This window comes from Viridibacillus sp. FSL E2-0187, from assembly GCF_038006425.1.
Taxonomy (GTDB): domain Bacteria; phylum Bacillota; class Bacilli; order Bacillales_A; family Planococcaceae; genus Viridibacillus; species Viridibacillus arvi.
This window is the reverse complement of record NZ_JBBOVG010000001.1, coordinates 1,824,515-1,845,869: the sequence shown is the minus strand read 5'-3', so window position 1 is coordinate 1,845,869 and position 21,355 is coordinate 1,824,515. Positions and strand designations below refer to the sequence as shown.

23 protein-coding genes and 1 riboswitch are annotated in these 21,355 nt (G+C 35.0%); of the genes, 5 read left to right on the top strand and 18 right to left on the bottom strand.

The window, feature by feature from the left end:
• Positions 1 to 75: 75 nt before the first annotated feature.
• Positions 76 to 759, bottom strand: coding sequence for a response regulator (locus MHH85_RS08900; protein ID WP_053415438.1), 684 nt, complete (start codon positions 757 to 759; stop codon positions 76 to 78).
• Positions 760 to 774: 15 nt separating this feature from the next.
• Entirely contained in the window at positions 775 to 2,370 is a 1,596-nt protein-coding gene (locus tag MHH85_RS08895) for a sensor histidine kinase (RefSeq protein ID WP_340706739.1), read from the bottom strand.
• A gap of 96 nt (positions 2,371 to 2,466) precedes the next feature.
• Between MHH85_RS08895 and MHH85_RS08890 the strand changes: the two genes are divergently transcribed.
• The 3 genes from MHH85_RS08890 (at position 2,467) to MHH85_RS08880 (ending at position 6,688) form a co-directional block, all read left to right on the top strand.
• The gene (locus MHH85_RS08890; RefSeq protein WP_340706738.1) at positions 2,467 to 3,516 is read left to right on the top strand and encodes a DctP family TRAP transporter solute-binding subunit; all 1,050 of its coding nucleotides are present in this window, start codon (positions 2,467 to 2,469) and stop codon (positions 3,514 to 3,516) included.
• A 260-nt stretch (positions 3,517 to 3,776) separates the two neighbouring features.
• Entirely contained in the window at positions 3,777 to 5,042 is a 1,266-nt protein-coding gene (locus tag MHH85_RS08885) for a dicarboxylate/amino acid:cation symporter (RefSeq protein WP_340706737.1), read from the top strand.
• Between the two features lie 353 nt (positions 5,043 to 5,395).
• Positions 5,396 to 6,688, top strand: coding sequence for a dicarboxylate/amino acid:cation symporter (locus tag MHH85_RS08880; protein WP_340706736.1), 1,293 nt, complete (start codon positions 5,396 to 5,398; stop codon positions 6,686 to 6,688).
• A 456-nt stretch (positions 6,689 to 7,144) separates the two neighbouring features.
• On the opposite strand, the gene MHH85_RS08875 is transcribed toward MHH85_RS08880, so the two are convergent.
• The 4 genes from MHH85_RS08875 to MHH85_RS08860 form a co-directional block, all read right to left on the bottom strand.
• On the bottom strand, positions 7,145 to 8,137 hold the full coding sequence (locus MHH85_RS08875) for an MsnO8 family LLM class oxidoreductase (RefSeq protein WP_340706735.1): 993 nt from the start codon (positions 8,135 to 8,137) through the stop codon (positions 7,145 to 7,147).
• Positions 8,138 to 8,152: 15 nt separating this feature from the next.
• Positions 8,153 to 8,380 carry a DUF896 domain-containing protein gene (locus tag MHH85_RS08870; protein WP_193739686.1) on the bottom strand — a complete coding sequence of 76 codons (228 nt, stop codon included), beginning with the start codon at positions 8,378 to 8,380 and terminating at the stop codon, positions 8,153 to 8,155.
• A 93-nt stretch (positions 8,381 to 8,473) separates the two neighbouring features.
• Complete coding sequence (locus tag MHH85_RS08865) at positions 8,474 to 9,418, bottom strand: LLM class oxidoreductase (RefSeq protein WP_340706734.1); 945 nt, start codon at positions 9,416 to 9,418, stop codon at positions 8,474 to 8,476.
• Positions 9,419 to 9,449: 31 nt separating this feature from the next.
• Positions 9,450 to 9,932, bottom strand: a complete 483-nt coding sequence (locus tag MHH85_RS08860) for an RrF2 family transcriptional regulator (RefSeq protein WP_340706733.1) — start codon at positions 9,930 to 9,932, stop codon at positions 9,450 to 9,452.
• A 258-nt stretch (positions 9,933 to 10,190) separates the two neighbouring features.
• Between MHH85_RS08860 and MHH85_RS08855 the strand changes: the two genes are divergently transcribed.
• Positions 10,191 to 10,421 (top strand): hypothetical protein, encoded by a 231-nt coding sequence (locus tag MHH85_RS08855; RefSeq protein WP_193739689.1) that lies wholly within the window; start codon positions 10,191 to 10,193, stop codon positions 10,419 to 10,421.
• Between the two features lie 86 nt (positions 10,422 to 10,507).
• Here the strand turns inward: MHH85_RS08855 and MHH85_RS08850 are convergent, their stop codons facing one another.
• The 10 genes from MHH85_RS08850 to MHH85_RS08805 all read right to left on the bottom strand — a co-directional run bounded on the left by MHH85_RS08850 (position 10,508) and on the right by MHH85_RS08805 (position 18,810).
• Positions 10,508 to 10,894, bottom strand: coding sequence for a hypothetical protein (locus MHH85_RS08850; protein ID WP_340706732.1), 387 nt, complete (start codon positions 10,892 to 10,894; stop codon positions 10,508 to 10,510).
• A 338-nt stretch (positions 10,895 to 11,232) separates the two neighbouring features.
• Positions 11,233 to 11,670, bottom strand: a complete 438-nt coding sequence (dut, locus tag MHH85_RS08845; protein ID WP_193739692.1) for a dUTP diphosphatase — start codon at positions 11,668 to 11,670, stop codon at positions 11,233 to 11,235.
• Positions 11,671 to 11,682: 12 nt separating this feature from the next.
• Complete coding sequence (gene nrdF, locus MHH85_RS08840; protein ID WP_193739693.1) at positions 11,683 to 12,651, bottom strand: class 1b ribonucleoside-diphosphate reductase subunit beta; 969 nt, start codon at positions 12,649 to 12,651, stop codon at positions 11,683 to 11,685.
• Positions 12,639 to 14,732, bottom strand: coding sequence for a class 1b ribonucleoside-diphosphate reductase subunit alpha (gene nrdE, locus MHH85_RS08835; protein WP_340706731.1), 2,094 nt, complete (start codon positions 14,730 to 14,732; stop codon positions 12,639 to 12,641). The genes nrdF and nrdE overlap by 13 nt, the downstream gene beginning before the upstream one ends.
• Positions 14,729 to 15,088: a class Ib ribonucleoside-diphosphate reductase assembly flavoprotein NrdI gene (gene nrdI, locus MHH85_RS08830; protein WP_053415452.1), complete on the bottom strand. Its 360-nt coding sequence runs from the start codon at positions 15,086 to 15,088 to the stop codon at positions 14,729 to 14,731. Before nrdI ends, nrdE begins: the two co-directional genes overlap by 4 nt.
• The gene (locus MHH85_RS08825; RefSeq protein ID WP_053415453.1) at positions 15,085 to 15,309 is read right to left on the bottom strand and encodes a glutaredoxin family protein; all 225 of its coding nucleotides are present in this window, start codon (positions 15,307 to 15,309) and stop codon (positions 15,085 to 15,087) included. The genes nrdI and MHH85_RS08825 overlap by 4 nt, the downstream gene beginning before the upstream one ends.
• A 118-nt stretch (positions 15,310 to 15,427) precedes the next feature.
• Positions 15,428 to 15,605: riboswitch (cobalamin riboswitch) on the bottom strand.
• Positions 15,606 to 15,903: 298 nt separating this feature from the next.
• Positions 15,904 to 16,200, bottom strand: a complete 297-nt coding sequence (locus MHH85_RS08820; RefSeq protein ID WP_340706730.1) for a hypothetical protein — start codon at positions 16,198 to 16,200, stop codon at positions 15,904 to 15,906.
• 461 nt (positions 16,201 to 16,661) lie between these two features.
• Positions 16,662 to 17,552, bottom strand: a complete 891-nt coding sequence (locus MHH85_RS08815) for an aminoglycoside phosphotransferase family protein (protein ID WP_340706729.1) — start codon at positions 17,550 to 17,552, stop codon at positions 16,662 to 16,664.
• 11 nt (positions 17,553 to 17,563) lie between these two features.
• Positions 17,564 to 18,181, bottom strand: a complete 618-nt coding sequence (locus tag MHH85_RS08810; RefSeq protein ID WP_340706728.1) for a hypothetical protein — start codon at positions 18,179 to 18,181, stop codon at positions 17,564 to 17,566.
• Between the two features lie 62 nt (positions 18,182 to 18,243).
• The gene (locus MHH85_RS08805; RefSeq protein WP_340706727.1) at positions 18,244 to 18,810 is read right to left on the bottom strand and encodes a hypothetical protein; all 567 of its coding nucleotides are present in this window, start codon (positions 18,808 to 18,810) and stop codon (positions 18,244 to 18,246) included.
• 215 nt (positions 18,811 to 19,025) lie between these two features.
• Between MHH85_RS08805 and MHH85_RS08800 the strand changes: the two genes are divergently transcribed.
• The gene (locus MHH85_RS08800; protein ID WP_340706726.1) at positions 19,026 to 19,472 is read left to right on the top strand and encodes a hypothetical protein; all 447 of its coding nucleotides are present in this window, start codon (positions 19,026 to 19,028) and stop codon (positions 19,470 to 19,472) included.
• 92 nt (positions 19,473 to 19,564) lie between these two features.
• Here MHH85_RS08800 and MHH85_RS08795 read toward each other — a convergent pair whose 3' ends face one another.
• Together MHH85_RS08795 and MHH85_RS08790 are read right to left on the bottom strand one after the other, a co-directional pair.
• Entirely contained in the window at positions 19,565 to 19,999 is a 435-nt protein-coding gene (locus tag MHH85_RS08795; RefSeq protein WP_340706725.1) for a flavoprotein, read from the bottom strand.
• A gap of 92 nt (positions 20,000 to 20,091) precedes the next feature.
• A complete protein-coding gene (locus MHH85_RS08790; protein ID WP_340706724.1) occupies positions 20,092 to 21,300 on the bottom strand; it encodes an MFS transporter in 1,209 nt (402 codons plus the stop codon).
• Positions 21,301 to 21,355: the final 55 nt, after the last annotated feature.

Here is a 21,355-nt window from a genome sequence, read left to right as displayed (position 1 = left end):
AACTGGTCTGCCTTTTTGTCAATATAGTAGAATTTCAACATTTACTAAAATTCAACTAATAGAGGCATTACCATATTAATGAATAATCCGATATTGATTAACCGGTCTACCTACGCCTCCGTATTGAATATCGATGACGACTTTTTGCTGTTTTTCTAAGTAATCAAGATAACGACGTGCTGTGACTCGTGCTAGCCCTACACCATTGGCAACTTCTTCGGCAGAAATGGCTGCTTCCTGTTTTTCAATATAAGAAACAATTTTCTCTAAAGTGGAACCGTTTAGACCTTTTGGTAAGTTGTTCGGTTCTTTTCTAGTATTTTGTTGATGATGTAATAATTCGTCTAGTTCACGTTGAGTCAATTCGTTTTTTAAGGATACTTTTTCTTTAAAATGCATGTAATTTTCAAGAGTATGTTTAATGCGTTCGTATGTAAATGGTTTCATAATGTAATCAAATACTCCGAGTTGTAACACATGTTGAATCGTTTTCATATCGTTAGCTGCTGTCACTGTGATGACATCCACCTTTGTATCACTTTCACGAAGCTTTTGCAGAGTTTTAATGCCGTCTTGTTCTGGCATGAATATATCCATGACGACTAGATCTGGCTTCAACTGTTTAATCTGTTTCATTCCTTCAATACCGTTCCCTGCAGTACCTACAATACGAAACCCTTTGACACGCTCTATAAATTGGCGATTTACTTGACGCACCATTGGGTCATCTTCTACTAATAACACAGAAATGGGAAGCATATTCAAGCCCCTCCTTTACAAATAAAAAGTGATGAAAAAGCTTGTACCTTCACCAGGTGTACTCGATACTTCGATAGTACCGTTTCCTTTTTTCACAATTCCATCAATTAAGTATAACCCGATACCGTGATTTTTTTGAGCTTTTGTTGTAAAACCATTTTGAAAAATTTGCTCCAGTTTATCATTTGGAATACCAGCCCCGTTATCCTCTACTAAAATAGATAAGGTATGTTCATCTTGATCGATACTTATTAAGACATGTTTTTCTTCCCGTTCTACATTTAATAGTGCATCAAATGCATTTTCAATTAGGTTGCCTAGCAAGATTACAAAATCATTGAATGCTAGACTTTCTGGTAAATAGGACAGTTGGCTATTCATATCGATTTCAACTTCGATGCCAAGTTCTTTACCATGATTAATTTTACTTAATAATAGACCGGAGATATTTTGGTTTTTAATCCGCTCATCTAAAAAATTCGTAATATCATCTTGTTGCTCTTTAACTTTAACAATATATGCTAGTGCTTGATCATAGTGGCCAAGCTGTAGTAACCCTGCTACTGTATGCATTTTGTTTTTGTGTTCATGATTTTGAATACGAAGTGCTTGTACAAATTCTTGAACCCCTGTTAATTCTTCAGCAAGCTTATTCACTTCGGTACGATCTTGGAAAATAGCAATAGCCCCGACCGTTTCATTATTCACTTCTATTGGCACGCGATTACTCATAATACTATGCTGATTAATGAAGAGTTCTTTGTTATAAACAGGTTCATTATAATCAAGAATTTCGGGTAAACGTGTATCAGGTAAAATATGATAGATTTTCTTGCCGATAAAGTCGTCACCTTCTACTCCTAGAATTTGACGTGCCTTTTTGTTGAAGATGGTTACTGTGTTTTCTTTATCAATCGCGATAATCCCTTCATGCATTGCATTAAATGTTTCTGTTCGCTCTACATAAAGTCGTGCAATTTCATGAGGTTCTAAGCCAAACATCTGCTTCTTCATATGACGGCCTAATACCCATGCCCCCCATGCTCCAAAAAAGAGACTCAGCATTGTAGCAATAATAATTTCATTTTGAATGCTTTTAATAATCTCAAATACAGTTGGCAGACTATAACCTACGATTACAACACCTACTTGTTTGTGCTCTTCGCTCATAACAGGAACAAAGGCACGCACTACATTACCAACTTCACCTTTTGCTTTAGAAATATAATAATGTTCAACAAAAGCTGCATTCTCATCAACTGTATTAGATGTCTGTCCTATCATGCTTTTGACAGGATGTGATAACCTTCTATGCTCCATATCTAGAACAACAATATAATCAGCCTTATTTATAACACGGATACCTTCTACGGTTTGATTGATAGTAGCAGACTTCTTCTCAAATGATCTATTTGAATCAAGCTGCTCCCTTATTTCTGGTAGCTTTCCGACCGTCCTAGCTATTAACATTGCTTCGGTACCTAGCTCTTTTTCTTTAGTTTTCATTATATTTCCGAGTACGAAAATACCTGCAACTAATAATGAAAAAACGATGAGGAAAAAGGTGAGCGACATGATCTTGCTATTCATCGAAATTTGCTTTGTTTTCATCGCGCCCCCCTGAATAATTTATAGAATGACTCCATTGTAACATTTGAAACTATGTTAGAATGTAAGAAAAAAGTCAGAATTTTATGGAGTACATAAATGCGTTTATATATTACTACAGCTTTCATCACTTTAATAGTACTTATTGGTATCATCGGCTATCAACAACAATTCGGCTTAGACTCGACATTACCAATTGATGAAGAACAAGGCGGGTTAAATGATCAAATCGTTATTAATTTTAGTCATATAGTGGCGGAAAATACACCTAAAGGACAAACTGCTATAAAGTTTGCTGAATTATTAGAGCAAAAAACTGATGGGCGTATCCGCGTTGTGATCTATCCAAACGGTATGCTATATAACGATAACAATGAGTTGAATGCATTGGAAAATGGCGATGTTGAAATGATTGCACCATCGTTTTCCAAAATGACTAACACGTTGCCAACATGGTCAGTGCTTGATTTACCTTATTTATTTCATACAGAAGAAGATGTGGAGCGAGTTTTAACAGGGCCTTTCGGTGAGCAATTACTTAATCAACTTGGTCGCTACAATATTAAAGGGCTAGCTTTTTGGAATAACGGTTTTAAGCAAATACTGACGTCTGGTAAACCGATACTTGCCTCTGGAGATTTTAAGGGACTTAAAGTACGTGCCATGCCAAGTAAGGTGTTGCAACAACAATTCACTTTATTTCAAGCAACCCCCGTTGCAACATCATTTGATGAACTATATACAGAACTAGAGAAAAAAGAACTGAATGCACAAGAAAATACAATTTCCAACATTTACTCCAAGGGCTTTTATAAACTACAAAAGAACTTAACGATAACTAATCACGGCATACTTGGTTACGCTGTTATGATGAACGAGGATTTTTATAACAGTCTGCCAACTGATTTGCAGGAAAAAGTAATAGAGGCAATTAATGAGGCTACCGCTTGGAATTTTGAACATTCGAAGCAAATGAATGATAAGGATTTGGAAAGTTTACAGCTTTTGTCTGATGTTCATATCAATACGTTATCGAATGAAGAACAACAAAGATGGCAAAAACTATTCAAACCGATTTATAATGACTATCGTAAACAAGTAAGCGAAACCTTTTTACAGGAAATCGAAAAAGAAATTAACAATAAATAACAACAATTACACAACTGTACTAGTACAAAACATATTTTCTTATTTGTGTATTAAAGTTTTTTAAAGCCTTGGATTACTCCAAGGCTTTTTCTTATCCCTTGATATGACTGCATTTTGGAGCGAATCTAAATTTTAACACAATTCGTGACCAATATGACCAAAAAGAGTTTTAAAACCATAACATTAAAAACATTTACAACAGCGTTATGATGGAATCGTTGTAAGCGATACCAAATAAAATTACAAAGAAGGCCAGTCGTATGAAAATCAACTTTAAAAACTTAACAGTTCAAGTCATCTGTGCAATCATTCTTGGTATTATAGTAGGCGCATTGTTCCCTACTTTCGGGTCTCAATTAAAAGTACTTGCTGATATTTTCATTAAACTAATCAAAATGTTAATAGCACCAATTATCTTCCTTACTGTTGTAATTGGCATAGGAGGAATGGGCAACCTGAAAAAGGTTGGATCAATCGGTGGTAAAGCATTAATCTATTTTGAAATCGTATCTTCTATTGCTCTAGCAATAGGATTGATCGTTGTACATATTATCCAACCTGGTAAAGGTTTAGATACTTCTTCTGCAACTGCAGGTGATGTTGCACAATTTACAAAACAAGCTGCTGAATCTGAACATGGCATCGCAAGTTTTATCATGGGCATTATCCCGGAGAATTTCTTCGGTTCTCTTGCAGCTGGCGAGTTACTACCTGTATTATTCTGTGCTGTGTTGTTTGGAGTTGCTACAGCTTCAATCGGTGCCCCTGCAAAACCAATTATTAAATTATTCGAACAGGTAGCAGATATATTCTTTAAAATTATAAGCATGATTATGAAATTATCACCAATAGGTGCATTTGGTGCTATGGCTTATACAATCGGTAACTTTGGTCTTGGCTCATTATGGTCATTAAGTAAACTGATGTTATCCGTTTATATTACGATGTTCTTGTTCGTGATTATCGTATTAGGCTCTATAGCAAAATATTACGGCTTTAATATTTTCAAATTCATAAACTATATAAAAGATGAGCTATTGATTGTACTCGGAACTTCTTCATCTGAATCAGCCTTACCGCTTATTATGCGTAAATTAGAGAATTTCGGTTGTTCTAAGCAAGTAGTCGGTTTAGTTGTACCAACTGGTTATTCATTTAACCTTGATGGTACGTCAATTTACTTATCAATGGCTGCTATGTTTATCGCACAAGCTTATGACGTGCCTCTTTCTTTCTGGCAACAAATCACTTTGCTTGGGATATTAATGCTGACTTCTAAAGGGGCCGCTGGAGTTACAGGTTCTGGATTTATAACGTTGGCCGCAACATTAGCTGCCTTCCCAATGATTCCAGTCGAAGGGATTGCCCTTCTTATCGGTGTTGACAGATTTATGAGTGAAGCGCGTGCGATTACGAATATTATCGGTAACTCTGTTGCAACAGTAGTTGTTGCGAAAATGGAAAATGAATTCGATCCAACAAATGGTTATAAAAATGAATTGGATTCTGAAAATACTGCACATTAACTAGTATACAAATGTCCTATATAGCACTCGATCTGCTAGACAAGACTTTCGTATATAGCCACTTGGGTTTATCTCAGGTGGTTTTTTTGTTCTGATAAACAAACTCCTGTACTAATACATAATGATTTTTATTCTCTGTACTATAAAAATAAATTAATAGCTTTCAATTAAAGGCTAAACCCGTAAACCCTTGCCCTATATACATTTGTAAACTTTTTATAATTTTTGGGGGAAAAAGACCAAAAGGACCGAAAAGAACATTATCACCAAAATCTATGAAAACGTTTTCTTTGCATTTATGATAATAGCAATGAAAACGATATCAAAACACATTATAGAAAGAAGGTACACATTTGAGAATCAATTTTAAAAACCTAACTGTACAAGTAATTATCGCCATTTTACTTGGTGTTGTCGTAGGAGCAGTGTTCCCCGAATTTGGCGCCAAGTTAAAAGTTCTAGCTGACATTTTCATCAAAATGATAAAAATGTTAATCGCACCAATTATCTTCCTTACTGTTGTCATCGGTATTGGGAATATGGGTGATTTGAAAAAGGTTGGTAAAATCGGAGGGAAAGCGCTACTTTACTTCGAGGTAGTATCAACGATCGCATTAGCGATTGGTTTACTAGTCGTTCATCTTGTACAACCTGGTAAAGGTTTAGATACTTCTGCAGCAAATGGAAGCGATGTGTCAGCATATACGACTGCAGCTGCTGAAAGTGAAGGCTTAGTTGGTTTTATCATGAGTATCATTCCGGATAACTTCTTCGGATCTCTTGCAGCAGGACAGTTACTACCGGTTCTATTCTGTGCTATTTTGTTTGGTGTTGCTTCTGCTTCACTTGGAGAGGCTTCAAAACCCGTCATTAAATTATTTGAACAAACATCAGAAATCTTCTTTAAAATTATCGGTATGGTGATGAAGCTATCTCCTATCGGTGCATTCGGTGCAATGGCTTATACTATTGGAAACTTCGGTGTTAAATCACTATTTAATTTAGGACTTCTTATGGTATCTGTTTATATTACAATGTTCTTATTCATCGTCCTAATCTTAGGTGCGATTGCAAAATACTTTGGCTTTAATATTTTCAAATTTATCGCCTATATTAAAGATGAGATTTTCCTAGTAATAGGTACTTCATCTTCTGAATCAGCATTACCATCAATGATGAAGAAACTTGAAAACTACGGGTGTTCGAAGCAAGTAGTTGGATTAGTTGTACCAACTGGCTATTCCTTTAACCTTGATGGTACGTCCATTTACTTATCAATGGCTGCGATGTTTATCGCACAAGCTTATGACGTGCCTCTATCAATTTGGCAACAAGTTATGTTACTTGGGGTGTTGATGCTAACGTCTAAAGGAGCTGCAGGTGTTACAGGCTCAGGTTTCATCACGCTAGCTGCAACTTTAGCTGCCTTCCCGATGATTCCTGTTGAAGGGATTGCTTTACTAATAGGTGTTGACCGCTTTATGTCTGAAGCTCGTGCTGTAACTAACTTAATCGGTAATGGGGTTGCAACTGTAATCGTAGCAAAATCAGAAAATGAATTCGATCCAACAGGTGCTCAAAATAATGTAACTTCAGATACATCAGTCCAAAATGTCCCTGTTCTATCGAAATTAAACACGCAATAAACATGAATGAGGCTGGGACAAACAACTAACCTCAAATATGAAAAGCCTCGAAAATTTTACGATTAGTAAAATCTTCGAGGCTTTGTTTTTTAGTTTACTTCGTAGCCGTTGTTCTCCGCTACGGCGGACGCTTTCCGCGGGCACGGCTCCAGCTTTCTCCCTCGCTTCGCTCAGTCCGGGTGCTTCCGCTCGTGCTGTTCCCGGAGGAGTCGCCGCCTTCGCTCCGAACAACTAATGAAACACTTCTATTTCAATTAAATCTAGTCATAATTTTAGGGATAAAAAAAGACATCTCCATAATACCAAATTCATACAATATTCTGTGTTATCTAGTTTGGAAAAGGTTTTAGTTGCTATTTCTACATTTGATATCGTAAATCAAGAACATCTATATAGCTCATATTATTATTGAAATCATCCATCTATCATGTCAAAATAACCAGATTCACACTTTATTTATAAAAGTTCACGCGCCAATAAGCGATATACTTCTAAACGCTTCTCTTGGGAATTCGGAATACTACAGATCATCGCTTCATCAAAACCATACTTAGCTTGTTCTGCTTCCAAAAAAGTTGCTATTTCTTTTACAGAACCGACCTGATGACGTCTTCGGTTATCTTGAATTTGCATTTTCTCCATTTCCGTCAATGGATAATTTTGTACTTCTTCTGGCGTCATCATTGGTATAATCTGGCCGCGCATAAAGAACAAGCTAAACAGATCATATGGTCCTGCTTCAAATTCAGCTTCTTCGCGCGTTTCAGCAGTTGTCACCATATAACAAACATTTATTTCGGATTTTTCCATATAGACAGATGGTTTAAAACTTTTTCTATAAGTATCTAAAATTTCCTTCGACATCATTCCGTTAAAAAATTGCGCGAAGGAATACCCTACACCATAAGAGCCAGCTTTTAAGGCGCTATTACCACTAGAACCTAATAACCATGCTTCGGGTAATACGATACCAGATGGTGCAGCAATTGTTTGCTTATACAAATCTTCTGCAGGTACTTCATCATTAATTAATTGAAGGGTAGTTTCAAATTTCTCGTACATATTGTGATACATTGGCTGACGACCTTCTGATAAAGCTAATATCGAAAGTTGATCTCCCCCCGGTGCACGCCCGACCCCAAAATCAATACGTCCAGGTGTTAGTGCACTAAGTGTTTTAAAGACTTCAGCCATTTTTAGCGGTGAGTAATGCATCATCATTGTCCCACCTGTACCAACTCTAAGATTCTTAGTTCGTGATGCTATATGGCTAACGATAATTTCAGGTGCTGCACTGACGAAAGTCCTTGAGCTATGATGCTCAGCCATCCACATACGATGATATCCTAGTTCATCAGCAAGTACTCCCAGTTCTACCGCCTTTGTAACGGCATCTTTTTCTTCATGTCCCCCAGTAACAGGTGCTTGGTCTAATACGCTTAATCTCATAGTGCAAACTCCCCTTTAATCGTTGGATTCAATTTTTCTTTCAGAACGTAATTTTTCTGGAGTTACATCGTTTCCTAGTGGATCCATAACCTTCATCCCTGAGAAAGTTTCAAGTACTTGTCCACGAATTTCACGTAAGTAATCTTCTCTTAATACTTGTTGCTCTACCTTTTCAGCAGCTGTCAATTCACTCTCACGTTGTTTTTTAGCTAGTTCATTAATACGCTTTAAACTTGGTATCATTTTTTTCATCTCTTTTCTCTTTTTTAAAATTCGACTTACTATATTTATAGTTAAATGCATAGTGCTCTAATTTCGACCATTTAAACAAAGTTTCTATTTAATAGCCGGGAACTTTGGAACAACAAATTCACCTAACTCCTGAATGACTTCTGCAGCAGGACGCTGACTATACTTCAATCCAAACATAATATGATTAACACCTGCTGTCTCGTATGCAGAAAGATAATCAACGATAAAATTCCGACCTGCTCGGAATCCGCCTTGAATTGGTTTTGGTGCTTCATTGGGGTTGGCAGACAAATCAATTGTGATTGGCTGAATAAATGGCTTAAACGTGTCAGTAGCATGGCGCCATTTTTGAATTAAGTTGCGCTGACTTGTTACATCTTGTGGATAGAAGAGCCAGCCATCTGTATTCTTTGCTAACCATTCTAACGTCTGTCCTGAATAACCTGTACCAAATACGGGTATATCCTGTAAAGCAGGCTTAGGTACAACATCGCCGTGTGTCAATACAACATGTTCAGTTTTAATTTGTGGAAATGTCTCGTTCCACACGGTCTTCATAACGGAAATACTCTCTTGATACAGGGCTGATCGATTCTCTGATTCTACTTTAAATGCTGGGAACTCAATCGGACGATCCCCTGTCGCCGTGCCAAACAAGAAACGCTGTTTTGACAATTGATCTAATGTTGCCGCTGATTTTGCTAAATGCAATGGATTTCGCAACGGTGTCACAATACTCGACGTTCCAAGTGCAATCGTTTTTGTATTCGCTGCGACATATGTTAAAAACATTAGCGGATCATATAGAAAGCCGACGTCACCAAAGTTCGGATCATAAATAGGGGCATCTCGCACAAATAACGCAGCAAATCCGTAATCTTCTGCTTGTTTCGCTAACTTTATTTGATCATCAATATCCATTTGAGGAGTGCTCCCTGTATATGCCTCTAAAGGGAAAGCTAAACCTAGTGTTAATCGATTTTCCTTAAATGCATGCGAAAATCCCTGATGTGACTGAAAATGATTCATATTTACTTCCTCCAAAAAGGGTGTCTAGGTCTTATAAAACCATCTTTTCTTTCACCCATTGTTGTAACATCTCAACTTCTTTTGCAAAACGTTCTTGTTGTAATTCTTCTGATAACTTCGCGATGGTTTTGTTCTTCAAAACTGACTGCCATGCCGTTTCAGCTTCATCCATGATTTCAGTAATCAAACGACAACTACCTTTCTCCTTTAAATTCAATACATCATCTAGTACATCACTTGGTGCAAAATGCGATTGCTGTCCCTCGATTGCAAGGTATATATCATAGATTCGAATATCCTCAGATTTTTTATTTAATCGGAAACCACCCTTTACTCCAGGTACGGACATGATTAAATCAGCACATACTAGTTTTCTTAGTAATTTTCGAAAATAAGTCACGGAAGTTCCCAACTGTTCACTAATGGCTTCTCCTGGTAATACTGCTTTATCGGGCAATAGATTGAGTATAAGAATAGCCGAGATAGACTGTTCCACTCCTTTTTTCATTTGCATAATGTCACCTCTTTTTTTTCTAAATACATTTATAGGTTAATTTACTTAAGAACTTTCAATACAGTCTAACTTGGATAATGTTTGTCGCAATTAGATAATAATAATTGAAGTCTTTAATAATGTAAACTAATTGGCTCTAACCAAGAGTTACCTAAGTGTGTTTCAAACAATTAAAATGGGGTGTTAAGTACTCTATGTATTGCTTCTATCTCTATCTTCATGTATGCTAAAGGCAATTCAAAGAAGGAGTGATATCATTTGGCTATCTCAAAAGCAAAACGTCGTAGACAGCATGTATTACGCAATTTAGGCAAAGATGTAACAACACAACGCGGAGAAGTGGCATTTAGTACACATACAAGAACTACTAAAACAAAAAAAGACAAATTACAAGTTCAATTCCATAAACACAAAAAGCATTTCCAGGGTGATCATTATTCCGATGGAGATGCTTTTTTAGTTGTTTCAATATCATGTTTTTCTAGTTAAGTTGTTGTAGCATTGGAGTAAATTTTATTCAAAATGGGATTAAAACTCCTGTAAATATCAACCTCCTAGCTGTTTATCAGTCTACCTTAATCTAAAATTTTGAATATATCTTCTTCTAATATCGGATTATTCAGTACATAATAAGTACTATTGATGTCAATTTCATCACCTAAAAAGGTTATGTTAAATTCTTTATTGCCTGAATATAGAACAGCACTATAAATATATCCCTTAATTTTTTCATGATTTTTCAATTCTTTATATTCTCTTTCATTTAGAAGCTGGTATAACTGCTCTATCTTTTCATTTTCAGTTATATTATGTCTTTTCCCAGTTCGCCCATCAATAACTTCAATTTTAGATACCGATATATCACCAATAATTTCAATAAACTGTTTACTTTCTTTTGAAGTTGTTTGAGAGCAACCACTAATCAATATTAAAACTATAAATACGATAATATAGTTTTTCATTTTGATTCCCCTTAATTTATTATGTACGTATATTGTATTTAGTGAAATCATGAATTATTTAGTTAGTTATTATTATTATAATTATCCTGCTTCTGTGTACTATCTATTGCATAAGCAATATAAGGGCTTCGGGTATATAGCGGAGTTCACTACTGTATGAACTTATAAAAGAGACGTGAATACTGTATTGGACTAGCGCATATATTACTAATAGAACGGGAATAAAGTACTTCAAGCAAATCAACTAAAAATACATGTTTAAAATTAGTAAAAGCACAAAAGGATGACCTTTTGTGCTTTTACTCTTCTTGCTTTGGATTGAATGTTATATATTAATCCTATTTGGTACCACTCGCTCCAAAACCAGTTGTTCCACGTACCGTCTGAGATAACTCATTTACTTCAAGTAGTTGAATTGAAGGGACAAACTGAATAACCATTTGAGCGATACGCATTGATTTTTCTACTATAAATGTTTCTTTACCATGATTGATTAAAATAACACCGATTTCTCCTCGGTAGCCTTCATCAATTGTGCCTGGACTATTAAGAACAGTTACACTATGTTTTAATGCTAATCCACTTCTCGGACGAATTTGAGCTTCCGTTCCTTGTGGTAATTCAATTTGCAAACCTGTTTTAATTAGTTTGGCTTCTCCCGCTGGAATTTCTACAGCTTCGATTGAGTAGAGATCCATTCCTGCATCACCAGGATTGGCTTGCATAGGAAGCAATGCATCAGTGTGTATTCTTTTGATTTTTACGTCTAAGTTCATTATTATTCATCCTTAACGATTAAAATTAAATGTGTCATCTGTAATAGGTGCTACTTTTGCTTTTGCATACGTAGAACCCTTTTGTGAAAAGAAGTCATATGTGGAGCCTTCATTACGAATACCATTCATAACAATTGGATTAACTTCTTCTTCTGGGAACATTGATTCAAATCCGACATTCATTAACGCTTTATTGGCGTTATAGCGTACATATGCTTTTACCTCAGGAGATAAACCTGTTTCAGCATAGACGTCATCGGTATAATTCATTTCATTTTGATATAAATCTAGTAATAATTCATATCCCCATAATTTTAACTCTTCTTGTTTCTCTTTTGAAAACTGCTTAAATAAATTTTGAGCAAAGAATCCAACTGCTACACCATGAATTGATTCGTCGCGTAAAATAAGCGAAATGATTTCTGCACTATTTCTCAAGAAACCTTGTCCGCCTAAATACAATGGGTAGAAAAAGCCAGAGTAAAAAAGGAAAGACTCGAGCATAACGGACGAGAACATTGCTTTCCATAAACTCTCTGAATCTCCTTCTTCAATACTGTTATAAATATCCCCAATTTTATTTGCCTTATATTGTAGATATTCATTTTTCTTTACCCATTCAAATAGCTCATCTATTTCTTCGTTCGTACAAAGCGTAGTGAATATATAGGAATAGGATTTGGCATGTATCGCCTCAAAAGCATCAAAAACGGTAAGAACAGCCTTTTCTTGTAAATCAGTTGTATATGCTGCAACACGATTCATCCCGATATTTGTCTGAACTGTATCAAGTAACGTTAATCCTGCAAATACTTTTTTATACGTATCCTGATGCTCAAAACTTTGCCACTGTTTGACATCTTTACTTACTGCTATTTCTTCAGGGAACCAAATTTGCTTCCATTGCTGGTCCCAAAATACTTGTGCAAGTTCACTCGTTGGCTTATTCCAATTGACCGCCTCGTAGATTAAATTTGACATGCTACACACTCCTCTAAGCTTTGTAATCGTTGACGAACATAGTAAACGGACTTAATCCCTTTTGTCCATGCATAAATGTAAATTTTCGCCAATTGTTCTGTTGTCCAATTGTCAGTTACATAAAGCGTCATCGAAATACCTTGATCTACGTGTTTTTGAGAAGCTGCGTATAAGTCGATTAAGTCGTATGGATTAACATCGTATGCTTCTACATATAAATGACTATTCTCATTTGTTAAATGTGGCATTGGATAAATTGTTCGGCTATCCGCATAATCACGTACCTCTACACGCTCTGTACTTGGAGCAATTGATGCCGTACAACTACGAATATATGAAATGCTACCAGTTGGTGCAATAGCTAAACGATATGAATGGAATAAACCGTATTGCATGACATCTTGCTTTAACGTTTCCCACATCTTTGTCGTTATGATTGGAACATTTCCAAGTGCTTTTAACACAACAGGTGATACTTCTTCTTCGATTTTATTTACATATTGATCGAAATAGATACCTGAAGCATAATCACTATCCTCAAATCGGTAGAATGATTCGCCATTTTCTTTGGCAATTTCCATTGATGATTTGAGAGAATAATAGTTCATCGCTTCCATAAAGCAATCCATAAAATCAACAGATTCTTTCGAGCCATACATGATTCCTTCGGTAACAAGATGGCCATGTAGATTCATGCAACCAAGCCCTACTGAATGCATTAATTTATTTGCTTTTGCGACAGACGGAACATTCTTTATGTGCGTCATTTGAGACACATTTGTTAAAAGGTGCATAGCTGTATCGACTAACTTTTCAAAATCCTTTACTTTACTCGCTGCATGGATATCAATTGAACCTAAGTTACAAGATACATCTAGCCCGTATTCATTTGGTTTATCTTGGTCAGTAATAATGCTTGTTTCCTGTACTTGTAAAATTTCTGTACATAAGTTTGACATTTTCACTCGACCGATATTTTTGAGTGGATGTACTTCGTTAACATTATCATCAAAAATTTCAAACGGATAGCCCGATTCAAATTGCGCTTTTTTTACTTCTGTATAAAGTTTACGCGCATTCAAACGTTTAATCTTACGGATATTCGGATTATCTAGTAACTCATAGTACATCTCTGTAATTGAAATCTCAGACATACGCTTGCCATATTCTTTATAAATATCGTAAGGACTAAATAATACAATATCTTTATCTCGTTTCATAAGTTCAAAGAAAATACTTGGAATAATAATGCCTGTTGATAGAGTTGCTAGACGAATTTTATCATCCGCATTCGGTTTTTTTGATGAAATGAAATTTTCGATATCCGCATGGAATACATTTAGATAGACAACTCCCGAACCATTTCGTTGTCCAAGCTGATTTGAATAACTGAATGAATTTTCTAGTAGTTTGGCTACTGGGATAACACCGCTTGCACGATTTAAAATCTCTTTAATTGGATCACCTAATGGACGTAAATCCGTTAAGTTCACCCCAACTCCTCCACCTAGGCGTGAAAGTTCCAAACAATAACCAATATTTTCAGCAATACTATTCATGGAGTCATCCATAGATAGTTTAAAACAGCTAACTAATTCGCCACGTGCTTTCTTCCCACTATTTAATGCTGTTGGCGTTGCAGGTTGATATGCTTCCATCATAGCTTCGACGGAACGTTCTGCTAGTGTAGTGTCACCTTGTGCTAAATACAAAGCAATAATGACAATACGGTCCTCATATTTTTCTAAAATTTCTTCCCCGTCACGACTTTTCATTGCATAGCTATCGTAAAACTTACTTGCACTCATGAAGGATGGGAAACGGAAATTATAATCATATGCTTTTTTGTACAGCTGTTTAATAAATTCCATATCATACATATCGATAAATTCTTTCTCATAGTAACCTTCATCGACTAAATAGCGAATTTTTTCTTCGATATCAATAAAGTAACGTAAACGCACATTTACATATTCTAAAAAGTAACGGCGCGTTGCTTCACGATCTTTTTCTAACTCTAATTGACCAGTTGTGCTATAACTATTCAGTACATCATTATTAAGTTTTAAATATGTTTTCATCCCATCACCCTCGTTTCATAAAACGTTTGTATTGCTTCATAATCAGCTTGATATCCCCTTAAATCTAGCTTACGCACTAAGGGAACATGATAAGTTGCTGCGATTTTCTCACCAGCACCTCCAAATACCGCATGTCCGAAGTTACTGTTGCCACTGACAACTACTCCCTTACACAATTCCTTGTTTTCTTCTAAAAAACGAGTCACTTTTACAGGGATATCACCTAAACCGTCAGTATATGTAATTAATAGATAAGGCTCGCTCAATAATAATCCCTCAGAGATTTCAATTGATTCTACCTTTAGTTTGGAGACTATATTTCGGACATTGCCAGTACGACTTGCATAAACAATCATTGTGCAATCAGCTCAATTTGAGAAACAATCTCCGTTACATCTCCTATAAATGTTTCGTTATATTCAAGAACAGGCACGCTTAAAAAGCCTGCATCAATAATTGTTTGCTTTGCTTGTTCATCGTGATCAATGTTCACAATTTCTGGCTCAAGTCCTGCACGTTGTAATTCAGATTTTACCCAAAGACATTTAGGACAGATTGTTTTCGTATAAAGTTTCATATATATACCTCTTTTCATTATATAAAAAGGCTATCTCTAAGAGAGACAGCCTAAGATGGGAACGTTAAAAATACATAAGAATGTTTACGTTCCCACTTCTTATTCCCCGAAGAAATGATTGATTTGTTTCATATAGGCAGGTCTCCTGGCTTTGCTTCATTCTTTGATCCCCTTCCCATGCGAATGCACAGTGGCTTTAATCATCGTCAGCTTAACAGTTGCGGGGACAGCGTCGGTATTGTACCGAACTTCCCTTTTAAACTACATATAGTAGTACCTTAATAAAACGAACACAATATATTGTTATTCAACAGAACTAAGTGTACCATTCTTCAAATAAAAAGTAAATCTAGAATTGGGAATTTCTCAAAGTGAGATTATTCAATATTATCAGCTGAACAATTCGCGTAACAAAATGCTTAAATCCGTCTCACTCCGGCAATACATGTTTAGTTCAGCGTAGCCGATAATTGCAAATCCGTATTAACTTCTCCGTAATAAGACGTTATTGTTGTTAAACTTAGATTTTCAAACGACTTTATAGAAATATTTTAGTGTAGTTTTTAACAGCTGATTGATAAATGAAGCATTATTTTATGCGAAAAATGGAGCTATAAATAGCATTGAAATAGCAAAAATAGTACACGTATAGCTCATTATTTTTGGTAATTTCACTTGATTCTTGGCCTTATAGAATCCTGAAAACTGAAGTTTATTACGATACAAGACAAATAATAGCATAAGAATAGAAATCCCTACTAACCAACCACCAGTAGTATTATCTACATTGATATCAAATTGTGAGTAAATTTGCTTTACAATGCTTCCCATAATACCACCTAAAAGTAAAAAAATAAAAATTATACGAATCAGTTCTAATATAAGCCTCATCTATCTACCTCCTGCGTTGAAGTAAGAGCAATTTATAAGTTCATTAATATATTCTTTTTGGAGTAATATTTTCTTTGAATTAGTTAATTTAAGCAGCACTTGTGTTGTATGAACGCTCTTACTTTATTTTTCACTACAAACTGCGTAATTTAAAATAAGGTTTAATATATTTTTTTATCAATATAATAATAAAAGCACATAATAGATAATACTTATAAACAAGATGCCTAAAAAGACTAATGGGGAACCATAACCTATAAAAGCGAATACCAGATCCGTTTGAACAACAGGGTCATATTCGTTTAATATATTTGGCTTGTAAAATTTTGTTTTAATATATCCCCAACAAAAGTATAGATGAATAATATTATATGTATTATCAATGAACAAAAAAATGCTTGTATAATTGTCTTCATTACATTTCTACTTCTATTCGATTGATGCTTAGGAAGGAAAGAAATTTAACCGTTTTTCTCTCTTACGTAATCTTCTACGATGATATTAATAACCTTGTATGATTCTTCTACTATGGCTCTGTTAGTATTTTTATTTCCCGAGTATGTTATTAAAGCCTTCCAGAGAGCCCAACCTCTTGCTCTTCTCCACGTTTCTTTATCCATATTCAATGTATTTTTGAATGTCTTTCTACTCTTTTCATCAAAAAATGTCCAAGCCATTGCAGCATCACAAGCAGGATCTCCCACTCCTAATATTCCAAAATCAATTACTGCGCAAAGCTTACCGTCTTTAACTAATAAATTACCTGGTGCTACATCACCATGAACCCAAACTGCTTTTGAATTCCATTTAGTAGCCAAGGCCAGATCCCAAATCTCTATTAATAAGTGTTCATCAAAAACATCTTTATTACGCACAATAGCATCTCTAGATTCTTCATCGTAAACAGCTAAAGATCCACCTCTATAAAAATTATGCTCGCCAGCTATAGGGCCTTTACTAGCATCAATCGATTGTAATTCAATTAAAAATGCTCCTAAGTCCTTTGCCAATTGATTAATGTCATGAATGTTTTTGTGAGTCAATGACTCTCCCTCTAACCACTCATTGATAGACCAAGGCCAAGGATATTCTTCACTAGGATTACCTTTAGCTAATGGTGTAGAAATTGGTAAAGAAAGATCTTTGCTTAAGATGGGTAGCCATTTTTGTTCTTTCTCCACTTGAGGAACATAGCTGGCCGCACTTGGCAGCCTTACGCTCATTTGCTCACCTAAATGAAAAGTTCTATTATCATGCCCACTAAATTTTACAGGTTTGATTGCTAGATAAGACCATTTGGGGAATTGTTCATTTATCAATTTCACAACTAAATCCACGTTAATATTTTTCATTAAATACCTCTCTAAATGTTATTCAGAATAAGTTTGTTAGACAATTCTTTTCCTTCTCCTTCAAGCCCTAGTTGTCTTTGCAAATGGTTTGGAAGTATACAAGTGAAATTTTTAACAATTTTAACAGTTATCTCTTCTTGATTTGTGTAACCTGTAATTTCTTCACCTATCATTGCCAAATCAAATGGTGAATTGGCGAAAATGGTTTCTGCTAATCGCGTATATATCTCATCAATTTTATTCAACCATGGGTTTAACTTATATGTAAGGGGATATTTATATGGAAAAATCTTTTCAAATGACGCTTGTGGTATAGCGATGTCTAACCAATCTGACTCAGTCTCTATTCTTGTAACAAAAATAACACAAGGTAACTCAATACCATTTGATAGAGATAATGTTCCGTAAAATTGGCTATTACTTTGATTTTCTATATGTATAGGTAAAGATATTGATTGGTTTGGGTAATCCCCTTTTTCTTTCCATAGACCTTTAACTAATGCATTTTTACACAATGCTTCGAGAGCTATATTGAGCCTTTTACTATCCCCTGAAGGAAAATATTCCATCGAAAGCTCATAAAAACCACCAATCCAAGTTTCAGGGTTATTGTAGTAATCATACTCCACTTTATTCTCAACTCCATTTAGATCTTCTCCACCATTATATCATGATGCCTTCACCTAAATAGCTACTTTTCTAGCAAATCGCTTTTATATGATTGGTAGAAGGAAGTATATAAATCGAAGTTAGATATAAACTCCCCTTGGATGTTTCTAAATTGTCTAGTTAAAGTACTCCTAGAATTATTTTGAGAATTTTGCAAATATCGAATACTTTCTTCAAGATCTAAGCAACTTTTTATACTTGCTTTCAGATAATCCTTTGTTTCATGAGAATATGTTTCTCGGAAAGCTAGTTCAAGTAATATTTCTCTTGTTTCTTTTACCTCCATTATGATGGCTTCTAAGTCATTCATTTTCAACCTAACAGGCTTTTTACTTATTAACCATTCCTGTTCATACATTTGAAGAATATATTGTGTGCGTTCGGTAGTTAAATTAAACTCAGAACTAAACTCATAGTTTTTCGCAAAATCATTTAATTCTTCCGTGTATGCTTCAACAACAATATTATTAGCATCAAATGAAAGTGTCTTTTGAACGCTAAAAAAAGAATAAGGATAAAACCAATTTACACCTATTAGAAAAAGGATTGACACACATACCCAAACATTAATTCTTGTTTTTTTCTGCATATAAACCTCTCTTTATAAATATTTTATTATCTTTAACAATAATTTCATAGTTAGAAAAATTATTCAATTATAATTTCAAAAGAGAGATTTTTAAAAGTATTAAATTGCACTATTAATTCCCGACTATACAAGTTCTGTTTATATATAAATGGGAATTAAAGGTTTTTATAAATTAGAAGAGAATATAATTGTTTAATAAGGGAGGTGGAATATTAGTGCTAAAAAAGAGTTTAATTATAACCTTTGTTATATTCACTATCTTAACAATTATTGGTTGTAATAAGAAGGAGGTTTGGAAAGAAAGTTCTTTATTTGAATCTGGTGGATATACGATGATTGGTGAAAAAGGAAAACTTGGCTTTATATACGATGAAAGTGAAGTAGTTAAGTTTTATCCAGATAAAACTCAAAAGTATATGTGGCATTTTTGGGGACCGAAGGAAGAGCTAGACCGTCCATTAAAAGTATTAGCTACCCATGAAGATGGTGGTGATCCAATTGTATTAATTGGGGGCAAAAATACTGTAAATCCTCATAACGGTGCTGATATGAGTATGCCATCGAATATGTCGCTACCGGAAAGTGGTATGTGGAAAATGGATGCTTTTTTTGATGACAACTTATTTGGTACTGTATATGTAAAGGTGCATGAAAAGAAATAGATAATTGGTACTTTATTATTGAACGCAGTTTGAAAATAAAAAAGCATTTCAACAGAAATGCTTTTTTAATACCCTAATTCATATTTAACATGTTATTCAGTCATTACAGTAGTTTTATTAATAGACAAACCATTCAATTGTTCAAAGGGTACACCGGTTTCAGTGTAGCTTCTAACATGTTTCCAACCATTGTTTTTAAAACGGAAAGTTTCAAAAAACAGATTAGCTGGTAGAGGACTTTGACCTTCGAGTAAAATCGTTGCTGAAAGTATTGCCATGTATTCATCTTTACCTAAAGGAACTATACCTATTTCTCTTACATCCCATTTTGCTTCCTTACTTTTCACAAAATTAAACCCTTGAGCCCAACCTTCTAATGATTCACTATAACCATAATCGGCTATCCCATTTTGAGTAACCTCTCTTGCTTGATAGTCTTTGGAAATGAGTGCTTTCATCTCTTCAAATGAACATGTTCTCCAGATTTCTAAATAGCAATCTAAAAACTGTCTAAATGTTTGGGGCAAAGTAATCCTCCTTACAGATTGTAGTCTTCTTCAAGAATTCTATGAAAAAAGTAAAAATCCTTTTAAATATAGAGAATTAATTTTTATTTTTGCTATATTTGCTCAGCTTCAATCTGAACCCCACCACGTCTAATCTGTAACCAATAATAGGACGTTGTCAGTACGCTAATAGCGCCGAATACTAGTACCATGAATTGCAGTCCAATAAAATCTAGTAGTGCGCCTGTGGACAATAAGACGATTTGAAACATAATCCGATCTAGCATATTTCTGAAAGAAAAGAAGCGTCCGTGAAATTCTTTTGGTACTTGTTTTTGAAATATCGTCATTACTGTTGGGAAGAAACAGCCTAAGGAGAATCCGAAGAACGCAAATGTTATTAATGTAAGGAACGAACTGCCAGCAAAATACAACAGCATTTCCCCACTTCCAATGACAATGAGACAAACAAATAAGATTCGCTCTATACTCCATTTCTCCCCAATATATTTGATGGCAAAGGAACCTACCATAAAGGAAATGCCCTCAACAGTATAAATCATCCCTTTAATCATCGCAGAATCTTGAAATTCACTTATCTTAATGACTAATAAATTAAATGAACCTAAAAATAAGAGAGGTATAAACGATAAAATAAACGTCATTTTCACACTCAGATTAGCTTGTAGCATTGGGAATACTTCTTTAAAGCCACTACCCTTTTTAGTATTCTCTTTAAATTGAATGGTCCTTTGAGATTCTTCTTTTGGGATTTTTAACATAAAAGTAAAGAGAAGTATGGCAATATAAGCTACGAATGAGAGCAAATAAAGTGTACCTATAGCCGAATATACTAATATCAAACCCGCTAATGCGGTTCCTGCAACACGAGCAATTGTAGAAACATTCATATCCCAACCATTTAATTGCAATAAATCCTTCTCACCAACAATTAATGGTAAAGTAGCTTGAAGTGCTGGAAAGTAAAAAGAGGCAGAAATTTGTAAAAGTACTAAGAAGACAACCATCCACCAAATAGATCCTGTCGCTAATGCAATAAACATAAAGACAACACTTACAACACGCCCAGCACTCGAGTAAATTAACACAGTTTTTTTACGGGATTGATCGATGACACGACCAGCTAATGGTCCCACAAGTACGCCAGCTAGTAAACCACTTGATAGAATAAGTGACTTAACGAAGTCAGAAGGTACTTTTTCTTGCATGAATTCTAAATTACCAATAATACTTGCCCATAATCCAAGTCCTGCAATTAGTTCTCCAATTAAAATAATCCAAACATTCCGATTTTTCCACATATTATTCTCCTTAAAAAGAAAGGAGCTACTATGAGCTCCTTTCTTCCTGTAAAGT

Coding starts and splice junctions, on each gene's coding strand:
- MHH85_RS08850 (WP_340706732.1), bottom strand. CDS start 10,894: ATGAAAAACTATATTATCGTATTTATAGTTTTAATATTGATTAGTGGT.
- MHH85_RS08820 (WP_340706730.1), bottom strand. CDS start 16,200: ATGAGGCTTATATTAGAACTGATTCGTATAATTTTTATTTTTTTACTT.
- MHH85_RS08870 (WP_193739686.1), bottom strand. CDS start 8,380: ATGATACCAAGTTTAAAGCGTATTAATGAACTAGCTAAAAAACAACGT.
- dut (WP_193739692.1), bottom strand. CDS start 11,670: ATGAACTTAGACGTAAAAATCAAAAGAATACACACTGATGCATTGCTT.
- MHH85_RS08885 (WP_340706737.1), top strand. CDS start 3,777: ATGAAAATCAACTTTAAAAACTTAACAGTTCAAGTCATCTGTGCAATC.
- MHH85_RS08890 (WP_340706738.1), top strand. CDS start 2,467: ATGCGTTTATATATTACTACAGCTTTCATCACTTTAATAGTACTTATT.
- MHH85_RS08875 (WP_340706735.1), bottom strand. CDS start 8,137: ATGAGATTAAGCGTATTAGACCAAGCACCTGTTACTGGGGGACATGAA.
- MHH85_RS08895 (WP_340706739.1), bottom strand. CDS start 2,370: ATGAAAACAAAGCAAATTTCGATGAATAGCAAGATCATGTCGCTCACC.
- nrdI (WP_053415452.1), bottom strand. CDS start 15,088: ATGATTGTTTATGCAAGTCGTACTGGCAATGTCCGAAATATAGTCTCC.
- MHH85_RS08865 (WP_340706734.1), bottom strand. CDS start 9,418: ATGAATCATTTTCAGTCACATCAGGGATTTTCGCATGCATTTAAGGAA.
- MHH85_RS08790 (WP_340706724.1), bottom strand. CDS start 21,300: ATGTGGAAAAATCGGAATGTTTGGATTATTTTAATTGGAGAACTAATT.
- MHH85_RS08900 (WP_053415438.1), bottom strand. CDS start 759: ATGCTTCCCATTTCTGTGTTATTAGTAGAAGATGACCCAATGGTGCGT.
- nrdF (WP_193739693.1), bottom strand. CDS start 12,651: ATGTCAAATTTAATCTACGAGGCGGTCAATTGGAATAAGCCAACGAGT.
- MHH85_RS08805 (WP_340706727.1), bottom strand. CDS start 18,810: ATGCAGAAAAAAACAAGAATTAATGTTTGGGTATGTGTGTCAATCCTT.
- MHH85_RS08860 (WP_340706733.1), bottom strand. CDS start 9,932: ATGCAAATGAAAAAAGGAGTGGAACAGTCTATCTCGGCTATTCTTATA.
- MHH85_RS08815 (WP_340706729.1), bottom strand. CDS start 17,552: ATGAAAAATATTAACGTGGATTTAGTTGTGAAATTGATAAATGAACAA.
- MHH85_RS08825 (WP_053415453.1), bottom strand. CDS start 15,309: ATGAAACTTTATACGAAAACAATCTGTCCTAAATGTCTTTGGGTAAAA.
- nrdE (WP_340706731.1), bottom strand. CDS start 14,732: ATGAAAACATATTTAAAACTTAATAATGATGTACTGAATAGTTATAGC.